The sequence below is a fragment of the Phenylobacterium sp. genome (assembly GCF_024508875.1).
In the GTDB taxonomy this organism is placed as follows: domain Bacteria; phylum Pseudomonadota; class Alphaproteobacteria; order Caulobacterales; family Caulobacteraceae; genus Phenylobacterium.
Genome location: NZ_JANINU010000346.1, coordinates 1 through 16,656, shown reverse-complemented (window position 1 = coordinate 16,656; position 16,656 = coordinate 1). Strand labels below are relative to the sequence as shown.

Here is a 16,656-nt window from a genome sequence, read left to right as displayed (position 1 = left end):
TAGAAGCCCGTGATCGAGTCGGCGGTCTCGCTGTCGATGTGGAACACGTCGGCCCAGCCCGCGTGATGGCGCATCAGGGCCCAGGGTCGTTCGATGCGGTCGCTCACCGATAGTCTCCGTCGAAGGTGTCCGATTCCGCCCGAAGGCGGCTGTCACAGCCCTTTAGCGCGGCGCATCGTCCCGTCCAACGCCGCGATGTCGGATTCTGGCTTCCCTGGCGCTGCGTCAGCGTGAGAAAGCCGGACTCATTGAATTGATCCATTGCGTCCAGAGTTGTTCCATTGAGCAAGATCACGATCGGCCGCCAATTCTGCGGCCCGCCGAATTCCGGCAACGGCGGCTATGTGTGCGGCGTCCTCTCTCGCGAGCTCGACGGGGCTGTGACGGCGGTCCTGCGGGCGCCGATCCCGCTCGATGCGGAGCTTGGGCTGGAACGGCGTGACGGCCTCGCCCTCCTGCTGGGCGAGGCGGGAGCGACCATCGCCCAGGGCGGCCCGGCCGCCCAGGAACTACCCGAGCCGCCGCCGTCGCCCGGGCTGGACGCTGCGCGCGAGGCCAGCACGCGTCATCCTGGGCTCAACGAGCGCATCCATCCGATCTGCTTCACCTGCGGCACGGCGCGCGACGAGGGCGACGGCCTGCGGGTTCTGCCGGGGCAGGTCGCGGGCGCCGAGACGGGTCTGGTGGCCTGCGCCTGGACCCCGCACGCGAACTTCGCGGCCGCCGACGGAACCGTGGGCGCCGAGATCGTCTGGGCTGCGCTGGACTGCCCGGGCTACTTCGCGTGGGTGGAGAAGGAAGGCCGCCACGGCGCGTTGCTGGGCACGATGACGGGCGAGATCCTGGAACCGGTGAAGGCCGGCGAGGACTATGTCGTGGTCGCTTGGCCGATCCTGAAGGACGGTCGCAAGGAGATCGCCGGAACGGCCCTGTACGACGCGGCGGGCCGGCTGGTGGCGCGCTCGCACCAGGTCTGGATCGTGATGGGACCGCGAGGGCCGATGGCAGCGGCGGCGCCGGCGAGCGCGACCGCCTGACCCTTGCGCGCAGGCCGTCGGCCCGCCACAAGCGGCTCGGCGGGAGGACCCAGGGATGCGGGCGGCTTCGGTCTCGGACTATCGCGAACTCGCGCGGCGCAGGCTGCCGAACATCTTCTTCGAGTACATCGACGGCGGCTCGTACGCCGAGGAGACGCTGCGCCGCAACGTGGCCGACCTGGAGGCCATAGCGCTGCGCCAACTGGTGATGCGCGATACCACGAAGCTGGACATGACCGTCCAGACCCTGGGCCAGACACTGAAGATGCCGGTGGGGCTGTCGCCGGTCGGCATGGCGGGGATGTACGCGCGGCGGGGCGAGACCCAGGCGGCGCGGGCGGCGGCGAACGCCGGCGTGCCCTTCTGTCTGTCCACCGTCGGCGTCTGCTCCATCGAGGAGGTGGCGGCCACCGGGACGGCGCCCTGGTTCCAGCTCTACATGCTGAAGGACCGCGGCTACATGCGCGAGCTGCTGCAGCGGGCCAAGGCCGTGGGCAGCCCGGTGCTGGTGTTCACCGTGGATCTCCCGACGCCGGGCTCCCGCTACCGCGACATCCGCTCGGGCTTCACCGGCGCTACGCCGCTCCAGGCGCTGCTGACCCAGGCGGTCGATGGCGTGACCCATCCCGGCTGGACCTGGGACGTCTTCGTCCAAGGGCGGCCGCACACCCTGGGCTCCGTACAAGGGGCGGTCACGGAGGGGCGGCGTGTCACCGATTTCCTGTCCTGGATCGCCAGGAACTTCGATCGCTCGGTGACCTGGAAGGACATGGACTGGGTGCGCGAGACCTGGGACGGGCCGATCGTCGTGAAGGGCGTCCTGGATCCGGCCGATGCGCGCGACGCGGTGCGGGCGGGGGCGCAGGGCCTCGTTGTCTCCAACCACGGCGGGCGGCAACTCGACGGGGTGAAGTCCTCGATCTCGGCGCTGCCGCGGATCGCCGAGGCCGTCGGTGGCGATCTCGAGGTGTTCATGGACGGCGGCGTCCGTTCGGGTCTCGACGTCCTCAAGGCGCTGGCGCTGGGGGCCAAGGCCTGCTTCGTCGGTCGTCCCTGGGCCTGGGCGCTGGGCGCGGGCGGCCAGCCGCATGTCGAGAAGATGCTGGACACGCTGCGGGCCGAACTGGCGGTGGCGATGATCCTGACCGGTTGCGTCAATGTCCGCGATGCGGGGCGCAGCCTGCTCGACGAGGACTAGCGTCGGCGGTCGGCTGAGGCGAGGGCGACCTGAGAGCCAGTGAGGCCTCGCGGCGGCGCCAAACGCCTGTGCGGCCAGCAAAACATTGGAAAAGTCGCCTTTCTGGGGAACTGCATTGTGCAGTGCGAAACCGTTTGCTTACCTAAGAGTTAAGGACCCGCTCGGTTTCGGAGGACGGGTATGCGTGAGTCGAAACTCCTGGCGTATTCACTGAGCCACGACGAGGACGTCTGGCGCTGGTCGGTCTATGACGAGGACGGGATCACCGTCGCCGACGGCGCCAACGACACCCAGGCGGCGGCGCAGGCGGCCGTGGACGTGACCCTGCGGTCGGCAGGGTGCGATTACCTCACGGCCTAGGTCGCGCGGTCTGCGAGGTCGGGGATTCCTTCTGACGGCCGCGCACTCTAGCGTGGCGCGATGCTGACTCCGGTTCTGGCGCGCATCTGGCAGTTCGTAAGGCGTTTCGAGGCGCGGGTGCTGATCGCGCTCGTGATGACGGCGGGTGCGCTCTGGGCGTTTCTCGGCATCGCCGACGAGATGGCAGAGGGCGAAACGCGTTCGCTGGACAGCCGGATCATCCTGGCGCTGCGCGAGCCCGGCGACGTCAACAACCCGATCGGCTCGAAGAACGTCGAGGAGGCGGTGCGCGACGTCACCGCGCTGGGCGGCACGACGCTGGTCGTCGTGGTGACGGTGGTCGCCGTGCTGGCGTTCGTGTTCCACAAGAAGCAGCGCCACGCGCTGGTCATGGCCGGAGCGGTGCTGGCGGCGTGGGGGTCCAGCCAGGCGACCAAGGCGCTGTACGGGCGACCGCGCCCTGACCTCGTGCCTCATGAGGCCTATGTCTATTCGGCCAGCTTCCCGAGCGGGCATTCCACCATGTCGACCGCGGCGTTCCTGACGCTGGCGATGCTGATCGCCAGCCTGGAGCCGCGGCGGCGGAGCAAGGCGCTGGCCTATGGCCTGGCGGCGGCGGTGGTGGCGGGGGTCGGCTTCAGCCGGGTGTACCTCGGGGTCCACTGGCCCACCGACGTGCTGGCCGGCTGGTGCCTGGGCGCCATGTGGGCGCTGGTCGGCTGGGTGGCCCTGCGCGCGATGCATGCGCCGACGCGAGGAAGCTAGCCGCAGAACCCGGCGAGGTCGGGCGTCCGGCCGTTCCAGCCCGACACTGCCTCGAAGGCCGCGCCCAGCGTCACGATGGCGGCCTCGTCCTGCGGGCGGCCGAGGATCTGGAGTCCGGCGGGCAGGCCTTCGTCGGTGAGGCCGCAGGGGACGCTGATCCCGGGCAGGTCGAGGTAGTTTGCGGCACGGGTCAACCGGCTCAGCGGCGACACCGTCTCGTCCACCGCGTCGATCGGCGGGGCGGGTATCGGGCAGGTGGGGGAGACGAGGGCATCGTAGGCGGACAGCCAGGCGTGGAACCCGCGCTGATCGGCCTGACGCTGCAGGTGGGCCTGGGCCAGGCGTTCGTCCGAGATCTCGCGGCCGACCTCGAAGCGGCGCACGATCCAGGGGTCCATGACGTCGGCGTGCGCCTCGATCCGCGCCTTCCAGATCCGCCAGCCTTCGCCGGCCATCAGCATGCCGTTGGGGGTAAAGGAGTGCTCCAGCGTCTGAGGCGGGGCGACCATCTCCACGCCGACGCCGGCGGCGGACAGCCGGTCGAGCGCCGCGAGGTAGAGGCGGGCGATCTCGGGATGCACCTCGCCCAGCTCGTCCAGCGGGATGGCGGCGACCTGTCGGCCGCGGGCGCCGGCGGCCAGAGCGGCCTCGGCGTCGAACGGGCCGCGGACGGCGGCTTCGCCGTCGGGGCCGGAGATCACCGCCAGCGCGCGGGCGGCGGTGGCGACGTCGCGGGCGAGGACGCCGACGGTGTCGAGGGCGGGGCTGAGCGGATGGACGCCCTTCAGGCTGACGAGGCCGCGGCCCGGCTTGAGGCCGACGACGCCGCAGGTGGCGGCCGGGATGCGCACCGAGCCGCCGGTGTCGCTGCCGAGGGCCACGTCGCACAGGCCGGCGGCCACCGCGACGGCCGAGCCTGACGACGAGCCGCCGGGCGCGCGATGGACCGCGGAGTCCCAGGGGTTCCACGGGGCGCCGACCGCGCGGTTCGTGCCCCAGCCGCCGTAGGCCAGCTCGACGGTGTGGGTCTTGCCGACGGCGACGTAGCCGGCCTGGAGGAGGCGCTCGACGACGGCGGCGTGGTGGGCGGGGCTAGGATCCAGTGGCACGCGGGCGCCGCCGCCGGTGGGGACGTCGGCGACGTCGAACAGGTCCTTGATGGCCAGGGTCGGCCCCGTCGCCACGTCGCCGGTCAGCGGCGGGTCGAAGACCTGGACGAAGGCCTTCAGGCGGCCGTCGTAGCGGCGGATGCGGGCGAGCGCTTCGTCGGGGGTCATGGTCCCTCCCTTAACGGGGAGGGACAGCTCGCGATAGCGAGCAGGGTGGAGAAGGCTGGGTCGGAGTGCGGTTCGGCGATCACAATTAGGCGCTGGTCAGGCGGAGGCTTCCCCACCCTGGCTGCTTTCGCAGCCTGTCCCTCCCCATTAAGGGAGGGACCATGAACCTCTACGACCTGCTGGCCAGCCGCTTTCCGGCCGACCGTTCCAAGCCCTGCTTCCTGCTGAGTGACGGGCGGGCGATCAGCTATGGCGAGCTGGAGGCCGGGGCGGCGCACGCAGCCGGCCGGCTGGTGGCGCAGGGCGTGCAGCCGGGCGACCGGGTGGCGCTGCAGGCCGAGAAGAGCGCCGAGGTCATCATGATCTACCTGGGCGTCCTGAAGGCCGGCGCGGTCTTCCTGCCGCTGAACAGCGCCTACACCGCGAGCGAGGTGGACTACTTCCGGGGCGACGCCGAGCCCAAGGTGTTCGTCACCGATCCGCCGGCCTGGGTGGCGGAGGCGGCGGGGCATGCGCCGCTGGAGGCGACCGCGCCGCGGGCGGCGGGCGACCTGGCCTCGCTGATCTACACCTCGGGGACCACCGGGCGGTCGAAGGGGGCGATGCTCAGCCACGGAAACCTGGCGGAGAACGCCCTGGCGCTGCACGCGGCCTGGGGCTTCACGCCGGACGACGTGCTGCTGCATGCGCTGCCGATCTTCCACGTCCACGGGCTGTTCGTGGCGCTGCACTGCGCGCTGCTCAGCGGCTGCCCGATGGTGTGGCTGCCCAAGTTCGCAGACGCCGAGGTGCTGGCGGGGCTGGATCGGGCCACGGTGATGATGGGCGTGCCGACGTTCTACACGCGGCTGCTGGCCAATCCGGGCTTCACGCGGGAGGTGGCGGCCGGCGTTCGGGCGTTCATCTGCGGCTCGGCGCCCTTGCTGCCCTCGACCTTCGCCGAGTTCGAGGCGCGGACCGGTCAGCGCATCCTGGAGCGCTACGGGATGAGCGAGGCGGTGATCATCACCTCCAACCCGCTGGACGGCGAGCGGATCGCCGGCTCGGTGGGCTATCCGCTGCCGGGCGTGGAGCTGCGGATCGGCGGGGAGGAGACCCCCTCCATCGCCTCCGGCGACACCTCCCCCGACGGGGGAGGAACTGGGGTGATCCAGATTCGCGGGCCGAGCGTCTTCTCGGGCTACTGGCGGATGCCGGAGAAGACCGCGGAGGAGTTCACCGCAGACGGCTTCTTCATCACCGGCGACGTGGGGCGGTGCGACTCGGACGGGCGGGTGTGGATCTCGGGCCGGGCCAAGGACCTGATCATCTCGGGCGGCTACAACGTCTATCCGAAGGAGGTCGAACTGGTGCTGGACGAGCTGCCGGGCGTCGTCGAGAGCGCGGTGATCGGCGTGCCGCACAGGGACCTCGGCGAGGGCGTCGTGGCCGTGGTGATGGGGCAGGGCGACGAGGCGGCGATGATCGCCGAGGCGCGCCGCCAGCTCGCGGCCTACAAGGCGCCCAAGCGGGTGGTGTTCGTGGACGAGCTGCCGCGCAACGCCATGGGCAAGGTGCAGAAGAACCTGCTGCGGCAGCGCTACGAACGGCTGTTCGAAAGCTGAATCGTCGGGCAGGGTCCGCGCCGACCGGAACAGGGCCCGCCAGAACGGGGCCCATCAGAACAACGGAGGCGACATGGACCTGCAGCTCAAGGGCAAGAACGTGGTGGTGACCGGGGCGACGCGCGGCATCGGCCGGGCGATCGCCGAGTGCTTCGCCGACGAGGGCGCCAACGTCGCCATCTGCGCGCGCAAGGCCGACCAGGTGGCCGAGGCGGTGAAAGCGCTGGAGGCCAAGGGCGTGAAAGCGTTCGGCCAGGCGGTGGACATCGCCGACGGCCCGGCGCTGAAGGGCTTCGTGGCGGCCGCGGCCGCGGCGCTGGGGGGCATCGACGTGCTGGTCTCCAACGCCAGCGCCCTGGTGAACGGCAACGGCGAGGACACCTGGAAGGCGATGTTCGACGTGGACATCATGGGCGCCGTCCGCACGTTCGAGGTGGCCAAGCCGTTCCTCGAGAAGGCGGCGGCCGAGACGGGGGACGCGGCGTTCCTGATCACGGCGTCGGTGTCGGCCGCCGAGGCCAGCCGGCCCGATGCATACGGGGCGATGAAGGCGGCGCTGATCCACTTCGCCAAGGGCGTGGCCCGCGAGGCGGCGCCGAAGAAGGTGCGCTGCAATGTGATCTCGCCGGGGACCGTGTTCTTCGAGGGCGGCGTGTGGGGCAACGTGAAGGCCGGCATGCCCGACTTCTTCGAGCAGATGATCAAGCGCAACCCGACGGGGCGGATGGCCACGCCGGAGGAGGTGGCCGCGGCCACGGTGTTCCTGGCGAGCCCGAGGTCGGCGTTCACCACCGGCATCAACATGCTGGTGGACGGGGCGATCTCGTCGCGAGCGAACTTCTAGGGGCGGGGCGCGCGCTCGCGCCGTCGGGGTGCGACGGTTTTAGAGGTTGGGGGTGTGACCCCCTCCGCCTTCGGCACCTCCCCCAAGGGGGGAGGAACTATGTGGAGCTGACTTGTCTAGATGCTCCCCCCTTGGGGGAGCTCGCGGAGCGAGAGGGGGCTAGTGCGCGGGGCGGTCGGCGGGAGGCTCCTCGTCGTCGCCGGCGACCATCTCGCCGATGATGTCGAGGTCGCGCCGGACCTGGGCCCAGGTGCGGGCTTCGGCGGGGGTGGCGCCAGGGTGGGCGTCGTCGACCATGGCGAAGATGGCGCGCAGGTCGTCGAGCAGGTGGCGGTCCTTCACGGCCAGCAGGCCGATCAGCGCCTTCAGCAGCTTGTCGTGGGCCGTCACGGCGGCGGCCAGGTCGGTCGCGGGAATGTCCATCGGGATATCGTTCGGCGCGCGCGGGGCTGTCTGCGCGCCCGGCGAGAACGGCGTTCGGCGCGCCGCGTTCCCATTTTGGCGTCGACTTCCCGACAAAAGTTCCCTCGCGGCGGCGAATGAGGCGTCCCGCTGCGGGAGGGGGTGCCCGCCTGCGCGCGGGCGAACAGGGTTCACGAACGCCGTTAACGTCGGGGACTGTGCGCGGTCGCCTTCGGCCGGCAGGGATCGAAGCGCCTGCCGAGGGCCGGACCGCGGACAGCTGTCATGGGACCGGCCGACGCGCCGCAGCGCGCCTTCAGGGGCCGGGCCGTCCGCCTCAGGTGCGGGCGGCGATGGCTTCCAGGGTCTGGACGCGGCTGTCCAGGTCCTCGACGAGCTGGCGGGCCACCTCGCGGATGCCGGGCGCGTAGGCGTCGCCGCCCTCGGCGATCTCGGCGGCGAGCTGCTCCAGGTCGACCATGGCGGCCGACAGGGACTTCACATGGTCGCGGGCGAGCTGGCGAGCCTCGGCCTGCAGCCGGCGCACGCGCTCGGAAACGGTTTCAGTCTTCGGCGCGACGACCTTCAGGTCGTTGTCGGCCACGACAGAGAGAGACGGAGACATCCTTATGTACCTCAATCCATGATCCCCAAGGTTTTACGGTCCACGACCCCCGACGGATCACGACGCGACCGCAGCCTTGCTGCTGGAACCTACGTCCAGAGACAGCACAGGTTCCCTGTCTCCCGCATGAACGGCGCCAGTTAACTCTGCTGTGGGGGCAGGTGGGGATTTAGGGACACGGTGGAGGGTTAATGGGGGAGGCTCACCCGCCCCCCTCCGCGATATCGATCTTCGCGCCTTCCACTTCCACCAGCCGGTAGCTCGTCCCCGCCTTGAGCGGGCCGAACTTGATGGACTTGGCGCGGTCGCAGACCAGCAGCAGTTCGCGGCGGGCGTCGAAGGCGTCGGACCAGGTGTGGCCCGGGCGGATGGCGAGCTTGGTGCGGGCGCGGCCGTCGACCAGCAGGGTGCAGTAGGCGACGCGGGCGGCCTGGGTGTTGGTGACCGACAGGACCGGCTTGTCGGCCGCGCCGTCGGCGGCGGGGGCGGCGTGGGCTGCGCCCCCGAAGAGCAGGGCGGCGAGGACGACGGCGGCCGCCGGGCGGGCGCGGCGGCGGCGGAGGGTCTTGGGCATGTGGGCGACGTCCCGGTCTGAGGCTTGAGCGTGGGCCGAGCGTCGAGGGCGCGGCGGCGCGGTGTCAAGATCGGCGACCGGGGTGCTGCGACGAGCGGTACGTTTGGACCGTGGACCCGGGGCGCGCTTCGCGTGGTTCCCGGTGGAGGGGAGGCTGAGCCCCCCGCGTTCGCGGAGATGAGCGGGTGGTGTTGACCCGGTGCGCGGGCGCTGGTCCTGTCGCGGCAGGGCTGTGGGGGCGTTGTGTATGACGGCGGGGTTGGCGGCGGACGGCGAGCGGGCCGGGTTCGGGCCGGGCGAGCGGATCCCCACCATGACCATCCTGCGGGGCGCCGTGGCGCGGCTGCGGCGGGGCGGCTGGCGGGCGGCGGCGCTGGGGCTGGCTATCTTCGGCGCCAGCGCGGCCAGCGACCCGCTGCAGAAGCAGCTCGGCATCACCGACGTGATGGGGCCCGCCTACTGGGCCTTCCTGGCGGGCACGATGGCGGTGGGCGCGCTGCTGGGCGGGCTGACGACCCGGCTGCTGGTCGCGGGGCCGGCCGGCTGGCTGCGGCTGGACCGCGGGCTGGCCGAATATGTGGCGATCATGCTCGCCATGGCGATGACGCTCGCGGGGATCGGCGTGGCCTACGGGGCGTTCGCGGTCCGGCAGTTCAATCGGAACGGCCAGGCCGATCCGCAGGCCGCCCTGTGGCTCGCCCTGGCGGCGATGGCCCTGTATGCGGCGGCGTTCTACGGCTGGTTCCGGCTGAGCCTCTGGCCGGTGGCCCGGCTTATGGGGCGGCGCCTCGATCCGAGACGGGCGTGGCTCCTGATGCTGCGGGCCACGCGCGGGATGGCGCTGGGCTATCTACTCGCCGCGCTGCCGCTGGTGCTGCTCTATGCGGGCGCCTTCGCGTCCGGGGGCGAGGCGGCGGTCGAGGCGGTGCCGAACTGGGCGGGCGAGTTCACGGTCGCCGTCTGGGGCGTGGCGAGCTACGCCATGGTGGCGACGATCTACCAGCTGCGGGTGGAGGCGCCGGCGACGGTGGCGTCGGTGTTCGAGTAGGGCGCGCTGCGCGGGGGTTCGAGAGAAAGGACAAGCCTCGCGTCCCCGCATTCGCGGGGATGAGCGGCACGGGCCCCTACCGCCGCGCGCGGCCTTTCTTGCGGAATTCGTCGGCCTTTTCCTGGCGGACTTCGGCGCGGACGCGCTTGGCGGCCGAGCGGTCGACCTCCTGGCCCTCGGCGGTCAGCATCTCGTTGGCGAATTCGAGGTCGAGGAGCTTCAGGCGCTTGACCTCGTCGCGCAGGCGGGCGGCGGTCTCGAATTCCAGGTTGGCGGCGGCCTCGCGCATGCGGGACTCCAGGTCCTTGAGCGTGGCCTTGAAGTTGTCGCCGACGAAGGGCTGGCCGCCCTCGGCCACGCCGGCCGGGACGGTGACGTGGTCCTTCTCGTAGTGGCTGGCCAGGATATCCTTGATCTGGCTCTTCACGCTCTCGGGCGTGATGCCGTGTTCGAGGTTGTAGGCCTCCTGCTTCTCGCGGCGGCGCTTCGTCTCGGCCATGGCGCGTTCCATGGAGCCGGTGACGCTGTCGGCGTAGAGGATGACGCGGCCGTCGACGTTCCGGGCCGCGCGGCCGATGGTCTGGATCAGCGAGGTCTCCGAGCGCAGGAAGCCCTCCTTGTCGGCGTCGAGGATGGCGACCAGGCCGCACTCGGGGATGTCGAGGCCCTCGCGCAGCAGGTTGATGCCGACCAGGATGTCGAAGGCGCCCAGGCGCAGGTCGCGGATGATCTCGATGCGTTCCAGGGTGTCGACGTCGGAGTGCATGTAGCGGACGCGCAGGCCCTGCTCGTGCATGTATTCGGTGAGGTCCTCGGCCATCTTCTTGGTGAGCACGGTGACGAGCGAGCGGTAGCCGCGGGCGGCCGTGTCGCGCACCTCGGCGATGACGTCGTCGACCTGGCTGAAGCCGTCCTTGCTGACCGGGCGGACGGTGACCGGCGGGTCGATCAGGCCGGTGGGGCGGATCACCTGCTCGGCGAAGACGCCGCCCGAGCGCTCCATCTCCCACGGGCCGGGGGTGGCCGAGACGAAGACGCTGTCCGGCCGCATGGCGTCCCACTCCTCGAACTTGAGCGGGCGGTTGTCGATGCAGGAGGGCAGGCGGAAGCCGTACTCGGCCAGGGTGAACTTGCGCCGGTAGTCGCCCCGGTACATGGCGCCGATCTGCGGCACCGTCTGGTGGCTCTCGTCGATGAACAGCAGGGCGTTGTCGGGGATGTATTCGAAGAAGGTGGGCGGCGGCTCGCCCGGCCGGCGGCCGGTGAGGTAGCGGCTGTAGTTCTCGATGCCGGCGCAGGAGCCGGTGGCCTCGATCATCTCCATGTCGAAGGTGGTGCGCTGTTCGAGGCGCTGGGCTTCCAGGAGCTTGCCGTTGGCGACGAGCCAGTCGAGGCGCTCCTTCAGCTCGATCTTGATCTGGTCGATGGCCTGGCGGAGCGTCGGGCGCGGCGTGACGTAGTGGCTGTTGGCGTAGATCTTCACGCCCTGCAGGTCGTTGGTCTTGCGGCCGGTGAGCGGGTCGAACTCGGTGATCGCCTCGATCTCGTCGCCGAACAGGCTGATGCGCCAGGCGCGGTCCTCGTAGTGGGCGGGGAAGATCTCGATCGTGTCGCCGCGGCGGCGGAACGTGCCGCGCTCGAAGGCCTGGTCGTTGCGCTTGTACTGGAGGGCCACGAGGTCGCCCATCAGCCGCTTCTCGTCGATGCGGTCGCCGGGCTTCAGCGAGAAGGTCATGGCCGAGTAGGTCTCGACCGAGCCGATGCCGTAGATGCAGGACACCGAGGCCACGACGATGACGTCGTCGCGTTCGAGGATCGCCCGGGTGGCCGAGTGGCGCATCCGGTCGATTTGCTCGTTAATCGAGCTGTCCTTCTCGATGTAGGTGTCGGTCCGCGGGACGTAGGCCTCGGGCTGGTAGTAGTCGTAGTAGCTGACGAAGAACTCGACCGCGTTGTCGGGGAAGAAGCTCTTGAACTCGCTGTAGAGCTGGGCGGCCAGGGTCTTGTTGGGGGCCAGGATCAGGGCGGGACGCTGGGTCTCCTCGATGATCTTGGCCATGGTGAAGGTCTTGCCCGAGCCGGTGACGCCGAGCAGGACCTGGTCGCGCTCCTGGGCGTCGATCCCTTCCACCAGCTCGCGGATCGCCTGGGGCTGGTCGCCGGCCGGCTGGTACTGCGAGGCCAGCTTGAAGCGGATGCCGCCCTCGCTCTTTTCCGGGCGCACCGGGCGGTGCGGCTTCCAGAGCATGGGCATTGTGTTCTCGTCGTAGTCGAAGGCGGCCGACATGTCGGCGACGCCCTCTGCAGGCGCGGCGGTGCGAGGCATGGCGTCCAAGGTAGGCGCTCCCGGGCAGGTTCGCCACATCCTGCGCACGGGCCTGCTGACAGCAGGGTGTCAGCAGGCGGCGGTCGGGGTCAGCGCTGCGCCCAGAGCATGCGGCGCAGGGTGGGGTCGCGGTCGATGACGGCGTGCTTGAGGGCGCCGAGGACGTGGAGGGCCAGCAGCGGCCAGAGCAGGTTGGGCGCGACCTTGTGCGCGGTCTCGGCGGCGTCGTGCAGCCACGGGACCGGCTGGGTGAACGGGCTGGTGATCGTCACGAGGCCGAAGACGTCGATGGCGCGGGCGCGGGCCCAGATGACCAGCGGGCCAGTGACGATCTGCACCGCGATCATGCCGAGGAACAGTCCCTGCACGGCCATGGCGACGAAGCGCAGGACACGGTTCTGCTCCAGCGGGCGCGGATGCGGCTGGGCGGCGCTCCACAGCAGCCGGGCGGCGAGGAAGGTCAGCAGCAGCATGCCGACCGAGACGTGGTTGGCCATGGCGGCCAGCTTGGCGGCGCGGCCCTCAGCCTCCTCGAGCTGCTCGCCGAGGAGATAAAGCACGATCACCGCGACCGCCGAGATCCAGTGGAGGGCGATGGCGGCCCAGCCGTAGGCGGCGCGGGTGTTCTGCAGCGACATGGAAGGCTCCGTTCGGGGAACCCAAGCCTAGCCGTGGCCGTGCCGGCGGCCTTTGATGCAGATCAGGCCGCGCCGGCGAGACCCCCAATCGGGTGAGCCGCCGCGTGGGGCGGGCAGGTAGGCAAGCCCTGCGCCGGGGCTGCACGCCCGGCGGCTTTTCATGGGGTTGTCTTGAAGTCTTTCCTGTCTCTCGTCGCCGGCGCCGCCTTGCTCGCGGCCGGTCCCGCAGCCGCGGCCCAGTTCACCAACGGCAGTTTCGAACAGCCGGCGGGTGTGGCCGCGATGAGCCTGATGGCCGGCAGCACCTTCCTGCCCGGCTGGACCGTGGTGGACTCGGTCCCCGGCGGCGACGCCGACATCCAGTACACCAGCAACGCCGCGTACGGCTCCGTGGGCGTGACCGCGTCGGACGGGGAGTACCTGCTCGACCTCACCGGCTCGGTGGGGCGCGGCAAGGGCGTGGCGTCGGATCCGATCGACGTGGTGGCCGGCGCCTCCTACCGGGTCGGCTTCGACGTCGGGGCGTTCTACATCAGGAACTACGGCAGCTTCGGCGACGCCACCGTCGACCTGCTGGTGAACGATGTGCTGGCGGGCAGCTTCACCAACGTCATGAACCGCACCGCGCCGGGCAGCGACTGGCAGCGCTTCACCTACGACTTCGTCGCCACTGGGCCGACGGTGAAGCTCACCTTCCTCTCCAGTACGTCGCTGAGCTCCAGCAGCCTGGGCGTCGGCCTGGACAACGTGGCGTTCGACCTGACGTCCTCGCCGGCGTCCGGCGCGCCGGAGCCGGCCTCGTGGGCGCTGATGATCGCCGGCTTCGCGGGCGTCGGCGCGGCGGTGCGCCGTCGCCGGGCGGCCGCCGCCTGACGGCCCTCAGCGCCGTTCGTTCAGCCAGTCGCGGACGGTGGCGTTCACCAGCTTCTCGGCGTCGTGCTGGACGAAGTGGCCGGCCGTTGGCGCCATGACGATGGTGGTGTCGGCGTCGACGTAGTTCCAGGTCCCGGAATGGCCGGCGGCGTTGAGGGCGGTGTCCTTCATGCCGTGGATCACCAGCACCGGGACCGTCACCCGCTGGTTCGGCGGCTGCATCGTCGCCGGGGTCTCGGTGGCCTCGCCGGTCCCGCGCGGGTAGTTAGCGCGGTAGTAGTTCATCATGGCCGCGAAGTCGGAGCGCTTCAGGGCCTCGACGTAGCCCGCCTTCTCCTTGGGGTCCTTGACCCAGCCAGCCAGGCCCTCGGCGGTCAGCGCCTTTTCCGAGCCCTCCTTCTGGAAGTTGCGGGCGTAGTCCGACCCCGCCTGCTGGGCCTTGTTGGTGGCGAGCTCCCGGGCCATGCCGGCGGGGTGGGGCACGCTCATGATGACGAGCTTGTTCACGAGGTCGGGCCGGTTGAACGTCACCTGCCAGGCGATGGCCGCGCCCCAGTCGTGGCCAATGACGATGGCGTCCTTCTGGCCCTCGGCGGCGATCACCGCGGCGACGTCGCCGATCAGGTTGGGCATGGCGTAGGCCGCGACGCCCTGGGGCTTGTCCGAGAGGTTGTAGCCGCGAAGGTCGAGGGCGGCGGTCCGATAGCCGGCCTTGTTCAGCTCGGCCATCAACGGCTTCCAGGTCGCCCAGTAGTCGGGGAAGCCGTGGATCATCACGACCAGCGGCCCCTTGCCGTCGACCACATAGTGGATCTTCACGTCGCCGTTCGTGGCGGTCCGATCCTGCGGCGCGGCCTGGGCCGGCGCGGCGACGGACAGGGACAGCGCGGCCACAAAGGCGGCCAGGGCGCGGATCATCGGACGTCTCCCCTTTATGATTTACGCCGTAGGCTAGCGGCAGCCGCGGGGGAAGAACAGCGCCGCCGTCTGCGGGATGGCGCTCGCTGTCCGCTGGCGGTGGGCGACGCCTTAAGTAAAGCTTTTGGGCATAACAAATGTTAGAATCTCGGATATTGTCTTACAAACGTGTGAGTCAATAACAATTGAGCGAGTTAGTCGCGAATAAAGAACAACTTTTTCTGCGGCCAAGCTGAACGAAGATTGTTGTTGCCGGTTCTCTTCGCCGCGAACGCCATGGGGGCGTCGCGCCGAGGAAAGAACATGGCCAAAGAAGACGAAACGCCCACCGCCGGTGGCCAGAAGGCCCAGGCTGAGGCCGACCAATCGACGCAAGCCAAGACCGACGCGAAGGCGGCGACCGGATCGACAGCCGGCGGCGGCGCGTCCGGAACGTCGGCCTCCGGAACATCGGGGTCCAGCACGGAGAAAAACGCCCAGAGCGGCGCCAAGCCTGCCGGCGCAGCGAAGTCGAGCAACGCCGGCGAGACTGCCTCGGCCGGCAAGCGCGACGACGCGATCACGCTGCTGAAGTCGGACCACCAGGAGGTGGAAGCCCTGTTCGCCGAGTTCGAGACCGCGAACGATCGGCGCAAGGACCAGATCGTGCGCGAGGCCTGCCAGGCGCTGATCGTTCACACGCTGTTGGAGGAGGAGCTCTTCTATCCGGCGTGTCGCGAGGCGGCCGATGAAGACGATCCGCTGGACGAGGCGCAGGTCGAGCACGACAGCGCCAAGCTGCTGATCCGCGAACTGCTCGACGGCGGCGCGGACGACTATCGAGACGCGAAGTTCAAGGTGCTGGCGGAACAGGTCCGCCATCACGTGGCCGAGGAGGAGAAGCCCCGCGAGGGGATCTTCGCCAAGGCCCAGTCATCCGGCGTGGACACGGCCGAGCTCGGCCGCCGGATCAAGGCGCGGAAACAGGAGCTCATGTCGCGCCAGGACGCCCTGCGTCCGAGCCGCCCGGTCTCGTTCCAGAGACTGGAGGCCAACCAAGCCTACAGACAGGAGGAAGAAGACATGCCGAGAGACAATGGTCGTGAGCGCGACGAGCGCGGCCGGTTCACCAGCGATGACGACGACCGCGGCGGCCGCCGGTACGCGTCCGAACGCAGCGGCGGTGGCGGCGGGCGCCGTAGCCGGTACGACGACGACCGCGACAGCCGCGGCCGTGGCCAGGGCGGCTGGTTCGGCGATTCCCAAGGCCACTCCGAAGCGTCGCGGCGCGGCTGGGAACGGTCGGACCATGAGGGCAGCGGTTGGTACGGCGACAGCCGGGGCCACTCCGAGGCCAGCCGGCGCGGCTGGGAGCGTTCGGATCACGAAGGAAGCGGCTGGTACGGCGACCCCGAAGGTCACTCCGAAGCATCCCGCCGCGGCTGGGACGAACGCCGTTCATTCTCCGGCCGAGATCGTGACTACGACGACCGCGACCGCGGCGGCGGCGGCAATGGCGGCGGTCGCAGTCGCGACGATGACGACCGCGGCTACCGCAGTCGTGGGCGCGACGACGACGATCGGGGTTATCGCGGCCGCGGTCGGGACGACGACGACGGCCGCGGCTGGTACGGCGACAGCCGGGGCCATTCCGAAGCGGCCCGGAAGGGCTGGGAAAGCCGACGCGACGACGACGACGATCGCGGCTCGCGCGGCCGCTCGTCGCGCGATGACGATGACCGCGGCTATCGCAGCCGCTCCCGCGACGATGACGACGACCGTCGCTCCTCCTCGTCCTCCTCGCGCGGCGGCCGAAGCCAGGGCGGCTGGTTCGGAGACGCGGAGGGTCACTCCGAGGCCAGCCGCCGCGGTTGGGAAAACCGCCGCTGACCACCTGTGCGGCCGCGCCTCGCGCGGCCGTCCTCCCCGGCGAACTTGCGGCGGCCCCCGGGCCGCCGCTTTCTTGTTCAGAGCCTAGGCTACGGCGGAAGGGCGAGCGTCGGCCACGCGGACGGCCATGCGGCCAACGGCCTGGCGAAGCGCGTCGGGGTCGGCGATCTGGACCCGGCGTCCGCTCCAGACGATGTTGTTGTCCCGCCGCACCTGTTGCAGCGTGCGGTTGACGTGGACCGTGCTGAGGCCGAGGGCGTCGCCGACAACTTCTTGGGTGACCGGGAACTCGTACCGC

17 protein-coding genes are annotated in these 16,656 nt (G+C 70.4%); 9 read left to right on the top strand and 8 right to left on the bottom strand.

Annotation, left to right across the window (positions count from 1 at the left end):
* The first annotated feature begins 281 nt into the window (after nt 1-281).
* From Q0L11_RS23195 to Q0L11_RS23180, 4 genes are all read left to right on the top strand, one after another.
* Entirely contained in the window at nt 282-1,037 is a 756-nt protein-coding gene (locus tag Q0L11_RS23195) for a hypothetical protein (RefSeq protein ID WP_296600480.1), read from the top strand.
* A gap of 55 nt (nt 1,038-1,092) precedes the next feature.
* A complete protein-coding gene (locus Q0L11_RS23190; protein ID WP_296600479.1) occupies nt 1,093-2,235 on the top strand; it encodes an L-lactate dehydrogenase in 1,143 nt (380 codons plus the stop codon).
* Between the two features lie 180 nt (nt 2,236-2,415).
* Nucleotides 2,416-2,595 (top strand): hypothetical protein, encoded by a 180-nt coding sequence (locus tag Q0L11_RS23185; RefSeq protein ID WP_296600477.1) that lies wholly within the window; start codon nt 2,416-2,418, stop codon nt 2,593-2,595.
* A 60-nt stretch (nt 2,596-2,655) separates the two neighbouring features.
* The gene (locus Q0L11_RS23180; RefSeq protein ID WP_296600475.1) at nt 2,656-3,360 is read left to right on the top strand and encodes a phosphatase PAP2 family protein; all 705 of its coding nucleotides are present in this window, start codon (nt 2,656-2,658) and stop codon (nt 3,358-3,360) included.
* Here the strand turns inward: Q0L11_RS23180 and Q0L11_RS23175 are convergent.
* Nucleotides 3,357-4,637 (bottom strand): amidase, encoded by a 1,281-nt coding sequence (locus Q0L11_RS23175; protein WP_296600473.1) that lies wholly within the window; start codon nt 4,635-4,637, stop codon nt 3,357-3,359. The two genes, Q0L11_RS23180 and Q0L11_RS23175, sit on opposite strands and share 4 nt — an antisense overlap.
* A 161-nt stretch (nt 4,638-4,798) precedes the next feature.
* Here Q0L11_RS23175 and Q0L11_RS23170 point away from each other — a divergent pair, with 161 nt between their 5' ends.
* Together Q0L11_RS23170 and Q0L11_RS23165 are read left to right on the top strand one after the other, a co-directional pair.
* Nucleotides 4,799-6,241 carry a malonyl-CoA synthase gene (locus tag Q0L11_RS23170; protein ID WP_296600472.1) on the top strand — a complete coding sequence of 481 codons (1,443 nt, stop codon included), beginning with the start codon at nt 4,799-4,801 and terminating at the stop codon, nt 6,239-6,241.
* 73 nt (nt 6,242-6,314) lie between these two features.
* Nucleotides 6,315-7,085, top strand: a complete 771-nt coding sequence (locus tag Q0L11_RS23165) for an SDR family oxidoreductase (RefSeq protein WP_296600470.1) — start codon at nt 6,315-6,317, stop codon at nt 7,083-7,085.
* 159 nt (nt 7,086-7,244) lie between these two features.
* On the opposite strand, the gene Q0L11_RS23160 is transcribed toward Q0L11_RS23165, so the two are convergent.
* From Q0L11_RS23160 to Q0L11_RS23150, 3 genes are all read right to left on the bottom strand, one after another.
* Nucleotides 7,245-7,508, bottom strand: coding sequence for a hypothetical protein (locus Q0L11_RS23160; RefSeq protein ID WP_296600469.1), 264 nt, complete (start codon nt 7,506-7,508; stop codon nt 7,245-7,247).
* 316 nt (nt 7,509-7,824) lie between these two features.
* A complete protein-coding gene (locus Q0L11_RS23155) occupies nt 7,825-8,112 on the bottom strand; it encodes a hypothetical protein (protein ID WP_296600467.1) in 288 nt (95 codons plus the stop codon).
* Between the two features lie 202 nt (nt 8,113-8,314).
* A complete protein-coding gene (locus tag Q0L11_RS23150) occupies nt 8,315-8,686 on the bottom strand; it encodes a hypothetical protein (RefSeq protein WP_296600466.1) in 372 nt (123 codons plus the stop codon).
* Nucleotides 8,687-8,933: 247 nt separating this feature from the next.
* Here Q0L11_RS23150 and Q0L11_RS23145 point away from each other — a divergent pair, with 247 nt between their 5' ends.
* The gene (locus Q0L11_RS23145; protein WP_296600464.1) at nt 8,934-9,734 is read left to right on the top strand and encodes a hypothetical protein; all 801 of its coding nucleotides are present in this window, start codon (nt 8,934-8,936) and stop codon (nt 9,732-9,734) included.
* 76 nt (nt 9,735-9,810) lie between these two features.
* Here the strand turns inward: Q0L11_RS23145 and uvrB are convergent, their stop codons facing one another.
* Together uvrB and Q0L11_RS23135 are read right to left on the bottom strand one after the other, a co-directional pair.
* Nucleotides 9,811-12,021 carry an excinuclease ABC subunit UvrB gene (gene uvrB, locus Q0L11_RS23140; RefSeq protein WP_296600481.1) on the bottom strand — a complete coding sequence of 737 codons (2,211 nt, stop codon included), beginning with the start codon at nt 12,019-12,021 and terminating at the stop codon, nt 9,811-9,813.
* 128 nt (nt 12,022-12,149) lie between these two features.
* Nucleotides 12,150-12,698 carry a cytochrome b gene (locus Q0L11_RS23135; RefSeq protein WP_296600462.1) on the bottom strand — a complete coding sequence of 183 codons (549 nt, stop codon included), beginning with the start codon at nt 12,696-12,698 and terminating at the stop codon, nt 12,150-12,152.
* Nucleotides 12,699-12,869: 171 nt separating this feature from the next.
* Here Q0L11_RS23135 and Q0L11_RS23130 point away from each other — a divergent pair, with 171 nt between their 5' ends.
* Nucleotides 12,870-13,571: a PEPxxWA-CTERM sorting domain-containing protein gene (locus tag Q0L11_RS23130; protein ID WP_296600460.1), complete on the top strand. Its 702-nt coding sequence runs from the start codon at nt 12,870-12,872 to the stop codon at nt 13,569-13,571.
* A 6-nt stretch (nt 13,572-13,577) separates the two neighbouring features.
* Here Q0L11_RS23130 and Q0L11_RS23125 read toward each other — a convergent pair whose 3' ends face one another.
* Nucleotides 13,578-14,489: an alpha/beta hydrolase gene (locus tag Q0L11_RS23125; RefSeq protein ID WP_296600459.1), complete on the bottom strand. Its 912-nt coding sequence runs from the start codon at nt 14,487-14,489 to the stop codon at nt 13,578-13,580.
* 303 nt (nt 14,490-14,792) lie between these two features.
* Between Q0L11_RS23125 and Q0L11_RS23120 the strand changes: the two genes are divergently transcribed.
* Nucleotides 14,793-16,358, top strand: coding sequence for a hemerythrin domain-containing protein (locus Q0L11_RS23120; RefSeq protein WP_296600458.1), 1,566 nt, complete (start codon nt 14,793-14,795; stop codon nt 16,356-16,358).
* Nucleotides 16,359-16,442: 84 nt separating this feature from the next.
* Here the strand turns inward: Q0L11_RS23120 and Q0L11_RS23115 are convergent.
* On the bottom strand, nt 16,443-16,656 hold a 214-nt coding region (locus Q0L11_RS23115), incomplete at its 5' end, for a helix-turn-helix domain-containing protein (protein ID WP_296600457.1).